The sequence below is a fragment of the Xanthomonas sp. A1809 genome (assembly GCF_017746015.1).
Lineage (GTDB): Bacteria > Pseudomonadota > Gammaproteobacteria > Xanthomonadales > Xanthomonadaceae > Xanthomonas > Xanthomonas euvesicatoria.
In genome coordinates, this window is sequence record NZ_JAGHWZ010000004.1 from 497,122 (window position 1) to 511,965 (window position 14,844).

Annotated in this window: 7 protein-coding genes and 1 pseudogene; 2 read left to right on the forward strand and 6 right to left on the reverse strand. The window is 59.1% G+C overall.

The features are described from left to right. Positions 1 to 546 precede the first annotated feature (546 nt). Both J7396_RS06090 and J7396_RS06095 read left to right on the forward strand, forming a co-directional pair. Entirely contained in the window at positions 547 to 1,035 is a 489-nt protein-coding gene (locus J7396_RS06090) for a helix-turn-helix domain-containing protein (RefSeq protein WP_071118685.1), read from the forward strand. 7 nt (positions 1,036 to 1,042) lie between these two features. Further along, complete coding sequence (locus tag J7396_RS06095) at positions 1,043 to 1,900, forward strand: SDR family oxidoreductase (RefSeq protein ID WP_209261188.1); 858 nt, start codon at positions 1,043 to 1,045, stop codon at positions 1,898 to 1,900. Positions 1,901 to 2,015: 115 nt separating this feature from the next. On the opposite strand, the gene J7396_RS06100 is transcribed toward J7396_RS06095, so the two are convergent. The 6 genes and pseudogenes from J7396_RS06100 to J7396_RS06125 all read right to left on the reverse strand — a co-directional run bounded on the left by J7396_RS06100 (position 2,016) and on the right by J7396_RS06125 (position 14,592). After that, complete coding sequence (locus J7396_RS06100; RefSeq protein WP_244669542.1) at positions 2,016 to 2,726, reverse strand: hypothetical protein; 711 nt, start codon at positions 2,724 to 2,726, stop codon at positions 2,016 to 2,018. Positions 2,727 to 2,967: 241 nt separating this feature from the next. Further along, positions 2,968 to 3,351 carry a SymE family type I addiction module toxin gene (locus J7396_RS06105; RefSeq protein ID WP_209261148.1) on the reverse strand — a complete coding sequence of 128 codons (384 nt, stop codon included), beginning with the start codon at positions 3,349 to 3,351 and terminating at the stop codon, positions 2,968 to 2,970. A 366-nt stretch (positions 3,352 to 3,717) separates the two neighbouring features. Next, positions 3,718 to 4,038 (reverse strand): annotated as a pseudogene (locus J7396_RS06110) (nuclear transport factor 2 family protein); the annotation flags it as partial. Between the two features lie 560 nt (positions 4,039 to 4,598). Further along, positions 4,599 to 7,154 carry an SIR2 family protein gene (locus J7396_RS06115; protein ID WP_209261149.1) on the reverse strand — a complete coding sequence of 852 codons (2,556 nt, stop codon included), beginning with the start codon at positions 7,152 to 7,154 and terminating at the stop codon, positions 4,599 to 4,601. Between the two features lie 426 nt (positions 7,155 to 7,580). After that, positions 7,581 to 11,447 (reverse strand): LamG-like jellyroll fold domain-containing protein, encoded by a 3,867-nt coding sequence (locus J7396_RS06120; RefSeq protein WP_209261150.1) that lies wholly within the window; start codon positions 11,445 to 11,447, stop codon positions 7,581 to 7,583. A 364-nt stretch (positions 11,448 to 11,811) separates the two neighbouring features. Next, a complete protein-coding gene (locus J7396_RS06125; protein WP_014088948.1) occupies positions 11,812 to 14,592 on the reverse strand; it encodes a TonB-dependent receptor in 2,781 nt (926 codons plus the stop codon). Positions 14,593 to 14,844: the final 252 nt, after the last annotated feature.

A 14,844-nucleotide genomic window follows, 5' to 3' on the forward strand; every position in this document is an offset into this window, starting at 1 on the left:
CGTGGCGATCGCGTGCGCTTCTTGGTGACAGGGGCCACGTAAGAAAGCCTGACCCACACACTGCAGGCCAACATCTCGACCAACTGAGGAGTACATCAGCTGGGTCGCTGCCACCAAGACAAGCGCGTCTCTCAACGCTGTTCGTCTCGCTGGCCAATGGCATCGGATCGAGCAAGTACCTTCAGGATCAGACCTTGCGCATCAGTGGGCCTGACGTCCATGTGACATAACGCTTGAGCGCTACCACGAGAACGGCATGCTCTGCTGCATTCACGCTACGTGTTCGTCCAATGACAATGGACCGCTAAAACCATTCCATTGATTATTTTTCAATTGATTTGCAGGCAACTCTCTCTGCATTCGACACCAAGCATGCTCGGCCGGTCTGCGTCGATTGCATAGATGCGCTCGCAAGACGAAGTACCCGAGCGGCCCGCTTTTCATTCGTGGCGAGCCATGTCTCGTAACCAGACCTTACGCTACACAATCACACGCAGCTCACTTTTCAATTGACAACATGTTGTCGACTTGAGAAAGAGCCTTCGTATGCAGACCGACAACGAGCATGTCCGCGCGTTGGCGCTGGCGGTGTTCGCAGCCAATGGCCGCTTGGTCAGCGCTGGCAACGAGCTGGTTGCCCATCTGGGGCTCACCAGTGCGTGGTGGCAAGTGCTGGCCGCGCTGCGTTACGCACCAGCACCGCTACCCGCGGCTTCGATCGCGCGCAACATGGGCCTCACCAGGCAGGCAGTGCAGCGCATCGTGGATGTACTTGCCGAGCAGGGGCTGGTCGAGTTCCAGCCGAATCCCCATCACCTACGCGCCAAGCTCGTTGTCCTTACCCGCGCAGGCATCAAGGCCGTCAACGGCGCTGAAAACGCCGTTGCCCCCGTCGATCAAGCAATCGCGGACAAGATCGGCATCGATCGCATCCGCGATGCCGTCCGCACGCTTGAGCAGATGAGCGCTGTCATCTCGGAGTATCTGGGTGAAGCGCCCAGCGCTTCCAGTTCCATCGTCAAACTGCAGGAGTAACGCAATCATGATTCTGGTATCAGGTGCCACGGGTGGTATCGGCGGCGAACTGTGCAGGCTCTTACAAGAAGTCGCCACGCCGTTTCGCGCGATGTGCCGCAAGCAGGAGCAGGTGGACAACCTGCAGCAGAAGGGCATGGATGCCGTGTTGGGCGACTTCGACACGCCGGACATACTACAAAGCGCGATGCAGGGCTGCCACACGCTGTTTCTCATCACCCCGCCTACTCCCGAGCAGGTCGCTCAGGAGACGGCCGCCATCGATGCAGCCAAGCGCGCCGGCATCGGTCGGATCGTGAAAGTGTCGGCATCCGATTGCAACGTGCGTTCGCCGGTGCCGTGGGCGAAATCGCATGCCCTGATCGACCACCACCTGCGCGCCTCAGGAATCGCGTGGACCATCCTCAAGCCCACCGCGTACATGCAGAATTTCCTGTGGTTCAAGGATCCGATCGCCAAGGGCGTGTTCCCGATGGCGGCAGGCCGGGGCAGCGTGTCGTGGATCGACACACGCGACATCGCACGCGTGGCCGCCACGGTATTGACCGAAGAAGGGCACGCAGGTGCAACCTATTTCCTCACTGGTCCCGAGACGCTCGACATGCAGGCAGCGACCTCGCGTCTATCGAAAACCATCGGGCGCAAGGTCCGTTATCTCGACCTGCCAACGCCGGTGTTTCGCGTATTGATGCGTGCGACCGGCAACTCGCCGTGGATGGCCAAGGGCCTGACCGTGCAATTCGCAGATGTGGTGGCAGGCCATCACGACATCGATCCCACGTTCGAGGTCGAGCGGCTCACCGGGAAGCGGCCGCGTACATTCGATGACTTTGTTCGCGATCATCGGCAGGCGTTTGTGGGTTAGTCCGCCTAGTAACGGGGTTGGGTTCACTATTCCGCGAGCCTGACCCCGTTATAGCCGTCACTTCCCAAACTGCGCTCAGGCCAACGAACGACGTTGCTGCTTTTCCCGGTAACAGCTAACCCTTCCCAAAGTAGTTCCACCAAGCCTTCTTGCTCGGCTTTGCGCCATGTTCCAGCAATGACCCACGGCCGGGGCTGACGAAATGGTACTGTCCCGACGACTTCATCAGGCTGTGTAAATGGTTGCGTCCTTCCGCACGCTTCTCGGCGACGTAGGCCAGTTCGTCAGGCTTCAAGATCTGCACAGCTGCCAGGAACACGTCTTCCGCTGGAAATTGAATCTTCTTCGGGAGCTCAGGGTGCTCAACCCCAATCATGACGCCCACCATGCCGTGTTCGTTCTGGAAGTCCTCCAAGCCGCAATCTTGAGCGAAGAGCTCCATCGTGATGACGCCGTGTCTTTCGATAAAGTCGGCCATCTGCCCGCTGCATGCGGCTTGCTGAGAGAGTGCGTAGACCAACTTGAAAAGCCATGACCCTGCAATGTCGCCAGTCAACTTCTCTTTTGTCTCCGCGATGATTTCCAACCTATAGCCATTGTTCGGCTCTTCAACATCATCGAACGGGTCTGAAAGACCATTGCTTGCCACCCTAATGCTGTTGCTTGTGCGAATGACGCTGAATGCCTGCCTCAGTGCAGGCCAACTGGGCCCGCCCATAAAGGCCGGGTTTATAGCATGCGCGATGACATCAGGATCGACCTTTCCCAGAGATCCAAACAACTCGTCACGCGCCGCGTTTGTCTTTTCGTAAATTTCCGAGCTCATGGTTTCCATTCCTTTCAAATTTTCTAACTTCTCTGATCTGCTTACCGGCAAAGCAGTCCTGCTAGCACCGACGGCTAACGGGATGTGCCGTATTGCAAAGCTCTTTGATATCTACCTTGCCGGCGAAATCCCCCGTGCAAAACACAAGACGCTCGGATCGCCAGTGAGCGACCAGCACAGCGCTACGCGTGCTGGTGCGCAGCCGGCGTCAGCATGATGCTCGTCGAGTCGGTGCCTACGGTCAATTGTTGGCTGCCTTGTCTGGCGCCTTCTCGCCATCATCCGCCACGGTGACGACCAGCTCGCCGTTGCGCATGCGGATGTGGAGTTTGCTGCCGATAGTGAAGCCGAGTTGTTCCAGCCAGCGGCCGCGCAGGCGCAGCGTGGGGATGCGTTGGTGGCTGTCGGGGTAGTAGCCGTAGCCGACGGTGCAGTGTTGCGGGGCACGCGGGTGGCCTGGGCGGCGCGGCTTGTTGGGGTCGGGGCGGGGCTCGGGGATGGGGGTGCGCTCGACGTAGGGCCGCGGCGGGATCGAGGGGTCAAGCGAGTGCCAGCCGATCTCGGTGGGCGGCGGCACGGTGACGCGCTTGCGCGCTGGCTTGGGACTGGACGTGGGTCGACGCATGGCAAAGCCCTCCTTGACGAACAGGCCCCGCCGCCGGGTGGCGACGGGATGTCGGGAGGTTAGAAACCGCACAGAGCCGGCGGGCGTATTTCCCCGAAGGGTGTTGTATTAGCCGCCCTCCCGACGCAGGCATCGCGTCGGTTGCGCCCGCAAGACGCTGCAGACACAAAAAACCCACCGGTTTGACGGAGGTGGGTACCGCTCTGTGAGGAGTTTCTACGCTCCTTATGGTAGAGATTGCTGCGGGTTTGTTGGGATGTCAACTGCTTCGAGCTAAAAATTGATAATGATTTTTTCGAGTATGGCTGCCACAAAGATTACGTACATCGCTTCCCTTCTTTGCTCACCTCGATCCATGAAAGTGGACTACCGTTTGGCCGAAGCATTGAGATTGTCCATATCCGAGAAGATCAACCACGGCTTGCCGGGCGCTCGGTGCAGCGTGAGAGTGAACTTTCCTATGCCGCCGGGCGCATCTCCGTAGCCGTAAGCACCTATGATGTAGGCGATCTTATCTTCAGCGGAAAAACCGAGTGAGCGCAGACGTAGCGGGCCTCCGCTGCTACCTTCACAGGCCGTTTGAATAGCTGCCCTGCCCCGGATTGGAGGATGATCGCTCTGCATCAAAAAGCCATCTTTCGCAAATAACGCAGCAAGCGCGCTTGCGTCGCTATTACGCCATGCACGCTCATAGTCGCGGAGTCTTCAATCATGTTCAGGCGGTAACGCTACGCCGGGAACTGCTGTTGGCGTGGTTCTTTCTGTGATGTTCTGACCATGCAATGGCTCCGACCTGGCCCCGTTTCTCCATGGAACGGTATCGGCTTGAATCACTTGTTAGAACCTACGCCGCGACCGTGGCGTATCCGAAGCCGGTGGTAAGTTTGCATCTAGTTCTTCGTGAGATGCATGCGCGACCTTAACGGATGCCGCGGCAACCTTTTTCGCCGCTCTCGCCCTACGGGCTGTGCGATGCTTTGGCTCATTTGGCTCAGGGTCCGGAATAGCATTCCGCTCCTCAAGCGCCGCATCGAGTTCTTTACTTGCCTTTCGATAACCTGACGCAGCTCTCTTTTTTCGGATTTCATCGTCCATAATATTTTCCTTGTAAGGTCTAAGAACTCGATTAATTCAAAAATGCGAAGTGGATTCGATCTTAACGAACTTTTATGCTGCACCTTAAAAAACACTGATTGCAAAGCGAGATTTATCCAGGATGCACCTCAGTGGCTTGAAGTGTATTCATATTATTCTTCGAGACGCTTTCTAATCTTCTCAACCGCTTGAGACATGCCTTTAAAATAGCTAGCTTCTAGCGTGCCTAGCTTCTGGAAAGCCTTGGCCCGGCCCTTTGGCTCCTCAGAATCAAGGTCAAATCCTTGCCTGGCCATCTCTTGAACACTTTGATCCGAATACGACTCCACGATGTCCGGCATGGCCATAGCCATACCGTCGTCATACATTTGAAGTGCAACGTTGGTGAAGTAAGATCGAACAGCCATTGCCTTGTCAGATATGCGAGTATTCCAAAGCAGCTCGGTCATCCCTGCCCCGTCATAATTTCCACCAATTACAAGTTCAATAAACTGCACTAGCCCTACGTTGCTAATCATCCCGTCTGCAACATTAGTTAATCCAATCTTTGATACGAATTCTCTAAGCTGCCTGTCCGCAGTAACGAAAAGAACACGATCGCCGCGCGCAATTTCCGACTCAATTCTTGCGATCTGAATTGCGTCATGCTCTATAAGGAGAGGTTTCTTTTTTCCGTTTGCTAGTGAATTTGCATACTCGATCTCCAGCTTTCCATACAGATCTGAATAACGAGACGTCTTGGGTGCTTCTACAACCTCAAACCCTCTTCCCTGTAACCACTTCTTCAGGTCAAGCTCACTTTGATACGGAGCGTATTTCTTTAGGTAAGCATCGAAGGAAATGGATTCATTATTATTATGCGCGTAGTTTGCATACGCGCCGATGTATACATTGGTATTTGTGGGCCCGTGATATAGGGCATCCATTCTGGCCATTTTCTCGAAGTCATTTCCATACTCTTGTCGGATTGCTTCCGCTGCGCGTCGATGGCTAATCATCTCATTGAGGTAGACCGTGCAAACTGCTAGCCGCATATCTACTGCGGCAGAAGCAGCAGCATTCTTGAGTCGATCAATAGCCTCGCTATATACGCGCGAAAAGGGGTGTCCCTCAACTAACGCCGGAAGCAAAACGCTCGCGTCAAAGAAAATTCTGTGCGGCAATATGGCGTTATGCAGCAGTGTCGATTGTGGGGCCTGAAAGGCCATTTCGAGTGCGAAACTAACACGCCCCAGCTCGCCAAGAATCCGAGCCTCCTCTTCAGTAGGATTCTGCAGCATAATTAAAAAAACGCGCAGGAGTCTCTCTCGATCAAATGCAGATAGCGGTAAGACATGTTGACCTATGGCCGACTCGACAGAAACTGGATCCGGAACTTTGCCCGCAGCGAACGATGCTCCCAAATCCCAACCTCTAGTCCGAACAAGCTGGCTAAACATTTCGGGAAGCGCATTGGACAATCGCTCTTCAAAACGCCATTTTTCTTGCAAGAACGCTCGTTGTTCAAGGCTCTTTGAGAGTTTTCCAATAGCAAATTCAAGCGAGTCTTCATCGGACTTGTCGCCTTGCCAGGAAAACTTGATCGCTTGTCCCGATTTCATTTTTCGACATAGATCAGCCTCGATAAGGGAGCGAATCGCGGAATCCACAAAAACTTCTGATTCGCTCTTCTTAAGTCCAAGGTTTGTGCGAATTTTTTCCAGAAGATCCATTCTAGAAATTGCTCCGGGCGCGGCTTCTTGAAGCATTGCGGAGACAATTCCTTCCGTTATGGCCTCCTTCAAGGCTCTGGACCTATCTCTAGTTTTAGCGCGAGCAAAACAAGCTGCCAGGAATCGTTTCGCTGGCCCGAGAGGGCGGGATGCGTGAGAGTCCGCATGTACTTTTAGATCACTTCTATTGAAATTATCTACAGCTTGCCATAATTCTTTGTGACTATCCGCTTCAGAATATTTTACGACCTCGATATTTAAGCGGTTAGCCTTCTGGAGAAATTCAACACTTGAGCTTTCTGGTAAGAGCACCATGTGACGCCCCGGCGTAGCCGGCCCAAACTGCCGATCAATTTCCTCAAAGACACTGCGAATCGCAGGGTCGTAGAACGAGAATCCTAAGAACAACACATTCCTATGAACAAAGCAGGTTCTTAGAAAATGCTGGTAGTTCTCATCAGCCAGAATCTTTGAGAAATGTGCCTCCGAAAGGATCATCGAAGCTGGAACCTCGGCGGCTCCGTGAATTCTTGCGACAAAAAGGCCATCTTCCCACTGTGCCTGCTTAAAGGAAGAGTCGCCATACTTATAGTCGATAGCGGCACGTTTTCGCTCTACGGCTATAGCATCATGAATGCTCTTATCAAAATTCGTAGTCACGCACGCTCGAAATGGCAGCCGTGCTATCGGACTTATCTTGTTGGAGTCGTATTCTTTCAACAATATACGTAGGAGAGACAATTTATCCCCATCCAACATTTTAGATGTTAGATTGAAGTAATCTACTGCCTTTGTAAATTCGCCGTCTCTCACGCACTGCAGCATGATCTGCGAGATCATTGGATCGTGGGCCTGCATAGCAGCCGCCATTTTCTCGATCAATGTTTTCCACGTCGGCAAGCCAGCTCGAACCGAGACCCCAGCCCCCGTAAAAATGATCGGATAATCAGCAGATTTGAAGAATTTTTCTAGAGAGATTGAAATCGCCGAAGCCAAAAAGTTCTCCTTGCTAGTTGGAAGCGCGAAAGGATAAGGACGGAGGCAATTAATCCCCTACTCCCAACCCTCTTGGCCAGGAGGTTCAACCTTATGCATTGCACATTACCTGCTTTGTAGTAACCGCCGTGGCTAGTGGTGTGGTGCGATCTAGCGGCCCTGACGCGCTTGCGCTGTTGGGGTAAACACACCGAGTGCGGCCACAGTCAGTGCCACGATGCTCCATGCCTTGCTCAACATTGTTTCTTTCCCCTGAAGAAATGTGTGGCTTTGAGGCTGCATTAAGTCCTGCGTGACTTGATCCTCGCCGAGTTTTTGGGTTGCGTCAATGCGGTTGCGCGACTGATCGCTGGCTTTATGGCTTTGCCCTCATCCGCCCTTCGGGCACCTTCTCCCGCGTGCGGGAGAAGGAATGGGTGAGTTTGGTTATGGGCTGTTTTTTGTCGTTGGCGCGGTGGTTGGGGTTGGCAGCGGCAGTTTATTGTTGAGGTCGGTAATCTCTGCGGCGTTGCCATCGGTGATGACGCGTAGTTGCGCGGCTTTTAGGTTTGCGGCGTTGCTCAGCGGCAGGCGCACCTGCGTGGTGATCGGGTGCAGATCGCGTGGTGCGGCAAGCGCCGGAAACGCGCCGCGTGCCAACTCCTTCCCATGCCCATCCTCCAGCACCACAAACCCGGCCGGTGCATCGGCATGGCCGAGGCTGTGCACGGTCACCTCAATGCCGTCTGCGGTCACCCGCACATCGCCATGACCAATACCCAAGTCCGGGCGCAGTTCGACCGGGGTGGTGGCTGCAATGCGTTCGAGCTGCAGGACGGTGGTGCGGCCTGCGGGGAAGTCGATGTCGATGGAAGCGCTTTTTTCGAAAGCGAGCTCTTGCGTCTTGGCGTTGCTGTCGAGCTTGCCGTCATTGGCTTTACTTACGCCCTGGGTGATGCGCCATTGGCCCGGGGCGACGTTCCAGCCGGTCATGCTGGCGCGCTGGTTTTTGTTCGATGTGTTGTAGGCGATGACGATGAAGCGGTCTTGCTGGGGTGCGGGGATGGCGATGGCCACTTGGGTGGCGGCCTCTGGGTCATTGAAGCGCCAGCTCACGGTGTGGCCGGGATAGGTTTGATTGCGCTTTAGCGCCACTCCCCCTAAGCGTGCGCGCTGCAGGTTGACTGTGGGCGATTCCACGCGGTCGCTCCACCAGTGGCCTTCGGTGTTCATGTAGAAGTTCTGCAGTTTCTCTCTTGCCTCGCTGCGGTAAATGGCGGCGAGATAATCCAGGTTGCCGGTTTGCTCCCAGGCCACATGGTGCGGGAAGTCCGGGGCGCTGCCGTCGTCTTTGTTTGCGGCGTCGATCAACTTGCTGGCCCAGTCATTGCGCTTGCCCATGACGTCGAGAAAGTTTTCGTTGAGCAGCGATAAACCGTTCGGGCCGCTGTTGGCGACGCGGTAGTTAATGGGTTTGAGATAGCGATCTTCGCCGGTGAAGCGGTAGGCGGCCCAGAAAGTGTGCAGCGTGTCGGCGCCGCCGCTGCCTTCGAACAGTTCGCCGCCGCGGGTTTTGCCGGTTTGCCAGTTGATCTCGTTGGGCAGGGCCCAGTTGCCCTTGGCGTTGGTATAGGCGTGGGCGAGATAGCCGTCGGCTAGCCCGGTGACGATACGGCGGCTGTTGGGGTCGGCGTTATAGCCGCCCAGCAGGATGGCCGGGTGCACGATGGGGAAGGAATACGGTTTTTGCCATTGCCAGTTGGGTTCGCGATAAACCTTGCGGCCGCCGAACCAGTTGCTGGCGAACAGCAGGTGGCCCTGCGGGTTGACCTGGATGATGCTGTCGAAGGCTTTGACGGTTTGCATCAGGCGCTCGACGGTGCGCGGGTCGCCCCAGTTGAGGTACAGCAGGGCGCTGTTGAGGTTGATGCCCTCCTCGTACGAGTGCAGCTCGTCGGTTTCGATGGTGGACAGGCCGTTGGTGAACATGCCGTTGCGGTAGTTGGCATCGGACAGCGCCAGCATGGAGGCGTTGAGCATGTCCGGGTCCACACCCATCAGCGCGACGCCGGGCCATTGCTGCACCAGGTCCGAGTCGTCGGAGATGCCGCCGCCGAAATCGCCGTAGGCCACCTGGCGCTGCTCGATCCACCAGCGGATGTAGCGGCGGGTGGCGCTGAGGTCCTGCAGCTGCCAGAACGCCCAGGCGGGCACGCCCTTGGGCACGGCCGGCATCTCGACCGGCAATTCGCTCTGGTTGGCGTAGCTGATGTCGTTCCAGTATTCGCGGCCAAGCGCGTTGTCCGGGTCCACGCGCAGTAGATCGGTGATGTCGGCATCTAGCCGTTTGTAGAGCAGCTGGCGCTTGGAGGTGGTGTGTTCTTCGACCAAAAAGCCCCAGTTGTCTTTGACCTGGTTGAAGCGGTCGGCAACGTGTTCTTTGATGGCCTCAGCGCGCGGTTTGAACACCAGCTGCAATTGGGTGCCGTCGAGCGCCTGGGCATCGAAGCCGGGTGCGGCGGCGGCGATGCTGAGCATGAGGCTGTCGTTGCTGAGGATTCTGTCGCGCAGATCCAGCCATAGCGTGCGCGCTTGACCAGGGACGACTGCGACCGAGACATCGATCATGTCGCGCGCGGGCCAGATGGGGTCCTTGATGCGGATGTTGAGCGGGATGCTGCCGTTGTGGGTGGCTGGCAGGTTCAGCGCCGGCAAGGTGATGGCGATGCCGTCCAGGCCGTCGTGCATGTTTTCCCAGCCGTAGGACCAGCTGCGCATCAGCGGCTGATCCGGCGGCGGGTCGCCCAGGCTGGAGGGCACCAGGATGTGCACGATGGGGTGCTGGTTCGTTGTTGCGGTCTTGTCGCTGGGGCGCTTGCGGGCCGGCGCCTTGGTGGGCAGCGCAATCACGGTCTGGCGTTCGCTTGGTGGGTAGCGGCCAGCGATGACAGCGCGCAGTTCGGCGAGGTTGTCGTAGTCGGGCTGGATGTCGCTGCGCACGGTGTAGCTGAGTTGCGCGCTGCCTTTGGGCACCTCGCCAGGCTGCACGTCATAGGCCCAGATTTCCTGGATGGGGGTTTCCTGCGCGGTGTTGGCAAAGCGCAGGGTGCCGCCGCGGCGCTCGGGGAACTGATCCACGCTGCGCACCACGCCTTGTTGACGTGCGAACAGGGGTTGCGGCTGTGCATTAGGTGCAGCGTAGGTGGCCTGGCCGTAGGCGGCGCCGCGTAGTTCGATACGGTTGAACGGCTCGTCCGGCAGGGTAAGGTCGAGCGCTTTTCCGCCTTCGACATAGGTGTTCCAGTCGGGCAGCTGGAAGTAGTCGTTGCGTCCCGGCAGCCGCGAGCGGTTGTAGACGCCGGGCCAGGTGGTTTCGGCGATGCCGTCGGTGGCCTTCCACATCCATTGCTTGAGGTCGCGCGCGTCGGTGAATTCCACCTTGCGGATGCGGGTGACCGGCGCGGTCAATGCGGGCGGTGCATGGCCGTTGTCCCAGCCGTAGCGATGCAGGAAGGCGGCGTATTGCGCGTCCGCAGCGATGGCGGGTGCGGTGGTGGGTTCCTGCAGGCGCGCGAGTGCGGCCGCGCCGCCGGCGTCGAGCATGCGGTCGTAGATGCGAATCTCGTCGAAGTCGCTGCCGCGCAGGAAGTTATAGCGGCTCTGCACCTGGTGCGGCGACATCACGCGGCCGGCGAGGCCGAACTGGTCGAGCGCGGCGTCGTAATCGAACGAACCGCCATTGGCGCAAGGCGCGCCGCAGTCCACGCGTGCGGCTTCCTTACCGTCCACGTACAGGCGCACGCCGCGGGTTTCGTCCCAGGCAAACGCAATGTGGGTCCAGTCGCTGGCGGCCGGGTTCTTGTCGAGCTTGAACGAGACGCGGGTGCGCGCGAGATTGGCATCGGTGACGAAGGCATCGAAGCCGTGGCCGTTCCAGTCGATGCGCAGCCAGGCCATGTCCCAGCTGGTGTGATCGGCGTAGCCGACGCGGAAGATCACGAACGGCGCTTCGCCGACCGGGTAACGCGAACGCCAGAAGAAGCTGAGGGTGCCGCGCTGGGTGTAGAGGTTGCCGGGCGCATTCCACGACAGTACGCCGTCGTCGGCCCACTCGATGGCGTTGCCGCGTTTGCCGGTGGGCACCAGCGCGATCTTGTCGCGGAAATTGGGCACGCCATCGCCACGGGCGACATCGGCTTGCAGGCTCTGGTCGGCCGAGACGCGGAACAACAATTCCGGTGCATCGGCGGCGGCCGCACGCATCGGCAGCGCAATCAACAACAGCACACTCGTCCACCACTTCTGCACGCTCACTGCCTGACTCCTCAAAAAGCATCGCCGCACGGGGTCACCGCGCGGCGAATATTCGAAACTGCATGGGGATGACAGCCCCACGCCGGCACGGGTCTGCCACATGTCTTGCCCGGCGCCGCGATGGCCTGCATAGACTACGCGGTGCCAGCCTGCGCGTGCATCGCACCTTGGCCGCCACTGGACGCACGCTGATGACCAGGGCGGTGCGTTGTGCGCGGCGCGGGCGGGTTGCCATCCACCACTGCATTGCGTGCAGCGGTGTGCGGCCAGCGGTGCGTCGTACAGATGCGTTGCACCGTCGATCTCGCGCCCGCTACGCGATGTACGTAGCGGGCGGAGATCTCTTGGCGCGACTTGGCTGCACTCAGAACTTGTAGCGCAGGCCCAGCAAGTACTGACGGCCGGTTTCGGTGTACTGCAGCGGCAACTCGCCGGTCTGCGGCGACCACACCCATTCGTCGGACGCTTCGTTGGTGAGGTTGATGCCCTCCAGGCTCAACTCAAGCTGCTTGCTGATCTTGTAGCGCAGCGAGGCGTCGATCATGGTGGTGCCGGTCATGCCGTGCACGCCATCCACGTTGAACCCCGCTTCCGTGCCGGGGGCCTGGGTCAGGTAATCGTCGCGATTGGTGGCCGAGATGCGGCCGGCGAAGGACTCGCCCTCGTAGAACAAGGTTGCATTCCACGACGAGCGCGACAGCCCGGTCAGGTCGTTCTTCATCACCGGTGCGCCGGTGCTGGACAGGTACTGGATCTGCGAATCCACCCAGGTGTAGTTCAGTTGCACGCCCAGGTTGGCCCACTTGCCCGGCAGGAACGTAAATGGCTGGACATAGTTCGCTTCCACGCCCTTCAACTCGCCACCGGGCGTGTTCAACGGAATGCTGAAGGTGAAGTCGTCGTTGATGCTGGCGCCGGTGCCATCCAGCAAGGAGGCCGGCAGGCCACTGCTGGAATACGGGCGCACTTCGCGTGCGGTCTGGATGAAGCTTTCGATGTCCTTGTAGAACACGCCAACGCCCAGCATCGCGCCTTCGTTGAAGTACCACTCCAGGCCAAGATCGACATTGGTGGCTTCGATCGGATCCAGATCCGGGTTGCCGCCGGACACGGTGCGTGCGCCACCGGCCACGGCCACGGTCACACCGGGCGTGAGGCTGCCCAGGCCGGGACGCGACATCACCTTGGCCGCGCCCAGACGCAGCAGCAGGTCGGGCGCGAGCTCGGCCACCAGGTTGAACGAGGGCAGCGTGTTGTTGTACTTGCGGCCCACCGTGGTCAGCGCCGGCGCGTTGTTGATCAACGCATAGCCGGTGGACTCCTGCTCGGTGCGCACATAGCGCACGCCGAAATTCCCCGACAGCGGGATGGAGCCCAGATCGGTGGAGAACTCGCCCATCAACCAGACGCCGCGGTCTTTTTCTTCGACGCTGCGGGTGTTGTTGGCACGCGGCGCCACGGCGTAGGTGCCGGTGTTGCTGTAGATGCCGAGCTGGTTGGCCACGGCATCCAGATTGGGAACGACCCAGTTGGACGGGCTGCCGTTGATGCCCTTCAGGCCTGCCTGCTCGGTCAGGTCCGTCGGCACGATGCGGGTGCCATTGGCAAAGGTCGGCACCGACACTTCGCTGGCGCGACGTAGCTCAACCGTGCTGAAGGTGTAGTCCTTGGCCAGCACGCCACCCTTGAGGCGGAAGCCGGGGCTGATGTTCCAGTTGAAGTCGATCTGCGCCGTATCGAAATCGTTGTCCACCGTCTGCGGACGCAGGCGGATTTCGGCCAGTTCCCACCCGGCAGGATTGGTCGGGTCGATGCCGTAGTTCAGCACCGGCGCGCGGTTGTTGCCACGATAGTCGTAGCTGTACCCGTCGACGTCGTACTTGTCCATGATGATGGTGGTCTGCACCGGGTTCTCGTGCGCCGAGCGCGAGGTACCGACACGGCCGGACACGGAGAAGGCATCGCTGAAGCGATGCTCCAGATCCAGGCTGACCTGCTTGAACTCGGTGTTCCACTCGTCGTGGCGGTTCTCCGAGCGGATATCGACATTGTCGAATTCGCCGTACACCAGCGCGTTGTTGCGGATCTCGCCATTGCGCACGATGGTGGCCGGCTTGCCGTCGCGGTCGGCGCGGCGCGGCGTGCCGCTGTCGCGACCGCGGCTGAAGGAGATGGCCTCGATGTAATGCTCATCGCGCGTGGCGTCGATCTTGGAGTACAGCGCGTCCAGCGAGATGGTGGTGCGGTCGGTGGGCTTCCACTGCAACGACCCGGTCACGCCCAGACGCTGCTGGTCGTGTTCCATCTGCACATAACGCGGGAAGCGCGGGTGGTACACGTCGGCCGAGCGTGCGGCCGCAAATGGCGATGCCGCACTGAAGTTGCCGTTGCTCGTCCCGTTGGCCCAGCGGCCGGTGTTGGAGCCTTCTTCCAGCACCTGCCGCTCGGTGTAGGCCACCGACAGCAACGCGCCGAAGGTGTTGTCGGCCCAGGTATTGGCGATCAACGCCGCCACACGCGGGTTGGCCTTCTCGGCCATGGCGTTGTAGGCCGCCTGGCCACTGGCGGCAAACGTAAAGCCGCTGTAGTCGAACGGGCGCGCGGTGCGCAGGTCGACGGTGGCCCCCAGCGAGCCCTCTTCCACATCGGCCGAGGCCGTCTTGCGTGCGATCAGCTGCGAGAACAGGTCCGAGGCGAAGACGTTGAAATCGAAGCCACGGCCGCGGTTGGTGCCGCCGCTCTGGTCGCCGGCGCCCACGGTGGTGAGCGCTTCCATGCCGTTGATGCGGACGCGGGTGAATTCCGGGCCCAGGCCACGCACCGTGATGGCGCGGCCTTCGCCAGCGTCGCGGGTGATCACCACGCCAGGAATGCGCTGCAGCGACTCGGCCAGGTTGAGGTCGGGGAACTTGCCGATGTCCTCGGCCACGATGGCATCGACCACGCCGGCTTCGCCGCGCTTGATGTCCAGGGCCTTCTCGACGCTGGCGCGGTAACCGGTCACCGTGACAGTGTCCAGGTCAACGGCGGGCTCGGCGGGCGATTGGGCAGCATCTTGTGCGGCAGCCTGGCCGCTCAGCGCCAAGCCGATCGACAGCGCAAGCAAGGTAACCGGTGTCTTCCGGCTGGTGGTCCGAAATTGCATGTCCTCCCCTCCCAAGGGTCCATGAACAATGTGAAATAGCGGGTTGAGAGCGGCAATGACACCGCTGGTCAAAACGACGTTACCAGCTGAATCGTCCCGTAACATCTTGCAGCGCAGCAGAAAACGCCACCAAATTTCCGAAAAACGGGTGCAAGCGGTCACTTCACGTCGCATCATGGCCGTAGCAGCCGGCATTTCGTGCCGGCTAGAATGACACCGATGGTCATCTCAGTGTGCGCCGGCGCCCCCACT

What these genes read in the sequence shown, in the direction of transcription:
- J7396_RS06090 (WP_071118685.1), top strand. Translation starts at nt 547, where the DNA reads ATGCAGACCGACAACGAGCATGTCCGCGCGTTGGCGCTGGCGGTGTTC.
- J7396_RS06095 (WP_209261188.1), top strand. Translation starts at nt 1,043, where the DNA reads ATGATTCTGGTATCAGGTGCCACGGGTGGTATCGGCGGCGAACTGTGC.
- J7396_RS06100 (WP_244669542.1), bottom strand. Translation starts at nt 2,726, where the DNA reads ATGAGCTCGGAAATTTACGAAAAGACAAACGCGGCGCGTGACGAGTTG.
- J7396_RS06105 (WP_209261148.1), bottom strand. Translation starts at nt 3,351, where the DNA reads ATGCGTCGACCCACGTCCAGTCCCAAGCCAGCGCGCAAGCGCGTCACC.
- J7396_RS06125 (WP_014088948.1), bottom strand. Translation starts at nt 14,592, where the DNA reads ATGCAATTTCGGACCACCAGCCGGAAGACACCGGTTACCTTGCTTGCG.